This is a genomic window from Aquicoccus sp., assembly GCF_041686535.1.
GTDB lineage: Bacteria > Pseudomonadota > Alphaproteobacteria > Rhodobacterales > Rhodobacteraceae > Aquicoccus.
Genome location: NZ_JAWLDS010000171.1, coordinates 1 through 3,625 on the forward strand (window position 1 = coordinate 1; position 3,625 = coordinate 3,625).

A 3,625-nucleotide genomic window follows, 5' to 3' on the forward strand; every position below is an offset into this window, starting at 1 on the left:
TGAAACCGTGACAGACCGAACGGGACCTGCCACAGTGGTCTCTGTCTTTCCCGCTTCGAAAGCCGCCTCGACTTGTGTCCAATAATCGCCGGTGATAAATCCTCTTTTTGTCCTGATTTCCGTGGACATGTCATCAAAGGTTACCTCATAGCTGAAGGATACCGGGCCGTGGTATTTGGCCCCATCGGCGGTAAAGCTCAGCGAATTATCAAGGTTCACGGAAGCGTGCCCATGCTCGGGCTGCTCTAATATTTTAACAGATGTGATAGCCATTACGCCTCCAAGGTCGTTGTAGTGCCGCCTTCAAGTTCGAAGTCCATCACGTAGAAAGTAATGGAACCCGCACCAGAGCGTTCAGCCGCCCATTGCGTAGAAACCGCAATCGGATCGAATACGATGGTTTCCGCGCTGGTTGTTGTTGAAGCGATAGTTACACCGTCCAGATCTTGCACCGTTGTGGTGCCGCTGCTGAACGACTGCGTGTTACCCACGCTGTCGGAAACAGTTTCGCGCAGTTCATAGGTATCACCAGGCGACCCCGTGACATTGCCATCGTAGGCCACGAAAGCCGCGCCATTGACGCTCATCTCTTTCGTCGTCGGAGTGACAATGGTGCCTTCTGCACTGAGGTAACTACCCCATATCACAAAAGAGGAAAGCGTGCCGCCGTCGGTGAATGCCCCGATGGAGGGCGGCGAGCTGGCGGTAATGATTGCCGCGACTGTTTGCGTGCCCGCGTTGAAGGTCTGCGTGTTGCCCGCGCTGTCGGTGACGAGGATCGAGACGGCCACCACGTCCTCGAAGGACACCACATCGCTGAGCGCCCCGGTTGTGCCGTTGATCGTGACGGTTTCCACCGCGCTGGAGATGGTGCCTGCTGTGGAGGCGTAGTTGGTCGTTTCCGTGGCGCTCGCGGCAAGCCCGGACTGCACCGTGTCGCCATCGGTCAGCGCGCCGAGGCTGGGCGCGGTTGTCGCGGTGATGATGACCGGTTTGCCGCGACCGCGCCCGAACGGCGACCGGATGCCGGTAAGGCTGTCAAAAGGGCTGTCGATGGGCATGAGCGGACTCCGATCAGGCGTGGTAGACGGTGAACTGCGCGCCGTCCTGAGCGTAGGCCCAGAGGCGGACGTAGCTCGTGCCGGGGAAAATGTCGGCCAGCGTCCGGCCCGCTTCGCCCTCACCCGGGCGGTACTGGATGCCATTGCGGAAATCCGAGATCGCGGGCTCTGTCGCATCGGCTGTGCCAACCACCAGCGCGGTATTCCCGCCGCGATGCTGGAACGTGATGTTGCCGCTCACGTTCGCGTTCGTCAGCTCGATCACAGTGCCACGCGGCACCTCTACAAGTCCTGCTCGTGCCATATCGTGTCCTTTCGGTTTGTGTCAGTCGGTGATGCTATCGACGAGGCCGGACACCCAGTCGATCAGAGGGGAGTGATTGTCGCGGCACTGGGCCAAAGCGATGCGGTCCTGCCGCCATGCCGCTTCTTGCGTGGCCTGATGACGGCGCAGCGGGATCTCCACGGGATCAGCGCATTGCTGCACCGCGCGCGGGGCGGGCCGCTCGATCTGCAGCTTGCCCGGATCACCGGATTTCATTGAGCCGCTGCAGGCTGCCAAGGCCAAGGCCGGGATCATCAGCCATAGGATCCTCTGATGCTTCATCTGCCAAATCCCTTTCCAGCGCCGTGCGCAGCTGCGCGGCTTTCTCGATCTCGATCTCCCGGACGCGCAGCGCGGCCGCGCGCCTGTCCAAGGCAGCCTGTCGCTTGGCGGTTTCCTCGGCGAGCTCCGCGGCACTCGGCGCGGCCCGCCTCCTTGATGGTGCTGTAGGCCCACCAGCCAGTCCCGCTGATCACGGTGGCCGCTGCAACGGCCGCGCCGATGCGCAGCAAAGAGATCATCGCAGCGCGCCCCTAATGCCAATGCCCGCAAGCCCGATGTTGATCAGCACGGCCGCCGAAGCGCCGCCCGAAATGTTGCGCACTACCTGCGACATCTCGACCAGACCGTGCACCGGGTCAAAGGCCATGAAGAGGCCACCAGCGAGCGGGGTGACGGATGCCCACCACGTCAGGCTCTTCGGCTTGAAGTATTTGCCTTCCAAGGTCATTTCGCTCTCCCAAATAGACCGCTGATGATTTCGATGATCGCAGCCCACAGGCTTTGCGGCTGCCGGGATTCCCGCACCGGCGGGATGTCGTACTCGAAGTCACGCGGCGGCCGCCCGTTTAGGTGATCCTCGACGCGCGACCGGATGTGATCGCCAACCGACACCGCGCCGCGCAGGTTGTCGTCCCACGGCAGGCGGGCGATGTCCCATTTGCCGCGCTGCTTGACGCCAAGGATCGGTTCGACCTCCGCATGGGTCAGCACGGTGCGGCGCGTGACAGGTATTGCGTGCTCGCGGCACAGGTCCGCGATCAGACCGCATGCTGCATCAAGCTGCTGCTCGGTGATCGGGTACGGGCCCAGATCGAATGGTGACTCGACCGCGCCGTGCATGCCGCACACAGCCACACCGATCGAACCCGTGTTCAGGCGCAGCGTGTGCGCCGCGTAGTCGCCATCGCTCGTGACGATGTTGTCAGCGATCTCGTGGTTGCCCTTTACGATCTTTCCGTCACCCTCAATCAGCCGATGGTAGTGCTTGCGGTCCATATCAGACGCCCGGTTCGCGCCGGCGGTCCAGTGCAGGATGATGCGCTTCAGGTCAGTCATTCGATCCGCCCTTGTGATTATTGTTCCTGTTCGCGATGGCATTGAGCAGCGCATCAAGCCGAAGGTTCGTAGCGTCATTGGCTCGGCGAAACTCGTCGCGGATCTCGTGCACGTCGCCACTCAAACGCCCGACGAGACTGTCCATGTCGGACTTCTTCACGGCTTCATCCTGAACTTTGTCGACGCACTTATGCAGATCGCGGTCGTCGTCTTTCGCCTGTTTTTCGACACTTCGAACCACAGCCATCATTCTCCAGAAGGTTCCTGAAAGGATCGTTAACCCACCGAGCGCTATTGTGACGCCAAGCCTGACAAGCCACTGCAAATCAACATCCATGTTACCTCACATTTTCCTGCTGAATTGGCCGCGCCGCCGGGGTCCGGCTGACGCGGTTATCTCATGCCCTCAAGCCGCTGAAGCACATACCGGGCGCGCTCGACTTCCTGCTCCCACGCCCATCTGATATGGTATTCTTGAAACACCCGGAACACGGCGTTGATGATCTTGCCCATGCGAAACCAGAACCGGCTGTCGCGCCCTTCGAGATAGGCGCGCGCCGAAAGCGTCTGCGCGGTCGAGCCGTTGAACACGATGGCGTTGACCATGCGGCTGGCAATGCTGCCGAGATCGCATGCAAGGCGCAGCGGAATGTATAGGACGCGGTTCATGGCCAGTGCACGTCTGCGGTGTAGTCCTGCGGGATCGGGTCGGCATCCTCGAGCGCCCATGCGGACGCATAGATCGCCTGCGCGTGCGACACGCCGGCGTCGATCAGTTCCAACACCTGCGCGGGCGTGAGGGTGCCCACCCGGCGCTTGCGCCACCAAACTGAAAACGCATAATCTCAATCAAGGGTGAGCCAGAGCCTCCAAACGAAAACCCGCTCTTCTGTTCCAAATT

The 3,625-nt window shown here is 61.1% G+C and carries 9 protein-coding genes; all 9 read right to left on the bottom strand.

Annotated features, from left to right (window positions below; genetic code table 11):
• Positions 1–273, bottom strand: a 273-nt coding sequence (locus tag ACESL9_RS17460; protein ID WP_372675352.1) for an Ig-like domain-containing protein, incomplete at its 3' end; no start/stop codon positions are given.
• Entirely contained in the window at positions 273–1,061 is a 789-nt protein-coding gene (locus ACESL9_RS17465; protein WP_372675353.1) for a hypothetical protein, read from the bottom strand. The genes ACESL9_RS17460 and ACESL9_RS17465, both read right to left, overlap by 1 nt.
• A 13-nt stretch (positions 1,062–1,074) precedes the next feature.
• Entirely contained in the window at positions 1,075–1,365 is a 291-nt protein-coding gene (locus ACESL9_RS17470; protein WP_372675354.1) for a hypothetical protein, read from the bottom strand.
• 21 nt (positions 1,366–1,386) lie between these two features.
• Positions 1,387–1,602, bottom strand: coding sequence for a hypothetical protein (locus tag ACESL9_RS17475; RefSeq protein ID WP_372675355.1), 216 nt, complete (start codon positions 1,600–1,602; stop codon positions 1,387–1,389).
• Positions 1,589–1,759, bottom strand: a complete 171-nt coding sequence (locus ACESL9_RS17480; RefSeq protein ID WP_372675356.1) for a hypothetical protein — start codon at positions 1,757–1,759, stop codon at positions 1,589–1,591. Before ACESL9_RS17480 ends, ACESL9_RS17475 begins: the two co-directional genes overlap by 14 nt.
• Before the next feature lie 144 nt (positions 1,760–1,903).
• The gene (locus ACESL9_RS17485; RefSeq protein ID WP_372675357.1) at positions 1,904–2,116 is read right to left on the bottom strand and encodes a hypothetical protein; all 213 of its coding nucleotides are present in this window, start codon (positions 2,114–2,116) and stop codon (positions 1,904–1,906) included.
• Complete coding sequence (locus ACESL9_RS17490) at positions 2,113–2,724, bottom strand: peptidoglycan recognition family protein (protein ID WP_372675358.1); 612 nt, start codon at positions 2,722–2,724, stop codon at positions 2,113–2,115. The genes ACESL9_RS17485 and ACESL9_RS17490 overlap by 4 nt, the downstream gene beginning before the upstream one ends.
• Positions 2,717–3,061: a hypothetical protein gene (locus tag ACESL9_RS17495; protein WP_372675359.1), complete on the bottom strand. Its 345-nt coding sequence runs from the start codon at positions 3,059–3,061 to the stop codon at positions 2,717–2,719. Before ACESL9_RS17495 ends, ACESL9_RS17490 begins: the two co-directional genes overlap by 8 nt.
• Before the next feature lie 56 nt (positions 3,062–3,117).
• Positions 3,118–3,393 (bottom strand): hypothetical protein, encoded by a 276-nt coding sequence (locus ACESL9_RS17500; protein WP_372675360.1) that lies wholly within the window; start codon positions 3,391–3,393, stop codon positions 3,118–3,120.
• Positions 3,394–3,625 lie beyond the last annotated feature (232 nt).

Coding starts and splice junctions, on each gene's coding strand:
- ACESL9_RS17465 (WP_372675353.1), bottom strand. CDS start 1,061: ATGCCCATCGACAGCCCTTTTGACAGCCTTACCGGCATCCGGTCGCCG.
- ACESL9_RS17470 (WP_372675354.1), bottom strand. CDS start 1,365: ATGGCACGAGCAGGACTTGTAGAGGTGCCGCGTGGCACTGTGATCGAG.
- ACESL9_RS17475 (WP_372675355.1), bottom strand. CDS start 1,602: ATGAAATCCGGTGATCCGGGCAAGCTGCAGATCGAGCGGCCCGCCCCG.
- ACESL9_RS17485 (WP_372675357.1), bottom strand. CDS start 2,116: ATGACCTTGGAAGGCAAATACTTCAAGCCGAAGAGCCTGACGTGGTGG.
- ACESL9_RS17490 (WP_372675358.1), bottom strand. CDS start 2,724: ATGACTGACCTGAAGCGCATCATCCTGCACTGGACCGCCGGCGCGAAC.
- ACESL9_RS17495 (WP_372675359.1), bottom strand. CDS start 3,061: ATGGATGTTGATTTGCAGTGGCTTGTCAGGCTTGGCGTCACAATAGCG.
- ACESL9_RS17500 (WP_372675360.1), bottom strand. CDS start 3,393: ATGAACCGCGTCCTATACATTCCGCTGCGCCTTGCATGCGATCTCGGC.